Genomic DNA, 230 nt, shown 5'->3' with positions numbered 1-230 from the left:
GCCCCCGTGATGTTGTCAGGTGCATACCTGCAACGTGCGGGGGTTTTCTCTCTCCAGCAACCAATGCCACCAGGGATAAAGCCCCCGCAACATTGCGCCTCACCGGAACCCTTCCGGCTTGCTGCTGATTCTACGACTGTTTTTCTGTTCCAGAATCCATCACTTCTTCACTCTGTGCTGCGCATTCCGCAGAATATTATCCGCTTGCAACCGTTGCATTTTTCTTACGA

1 protein-coding gene is annotated in these 230 nt (G+C 52.6%); it reads left to right on the top strand.

Features of this window, described 5'->3' with window-relative positions; translation table 11 throughout:
- Window positions 1-230, top strand: a 230-nt coding sequence (locus BGE37_RS25490; protein ID WP_206748512.1) for a hypothetical protein, incomplete at both ends; no start/stop codon positions are given.

It is taken from the genome of Escherichia sp. MOD1-EC6300 (genome assembly GCF_002965045.1).
GTDB classification, from domain to species: Bacteria; Pseudomonadota; Gammaproteobacteria; order Enterobacterales; family Enterobacteriaceae; genus Escherichia; species Escherichia coli_F.
The sequence above is the reverse complement of the archived record's forward strand: the minus strand, read 5'-3'. Positions and strand labels throughout refer to the sequence as shown.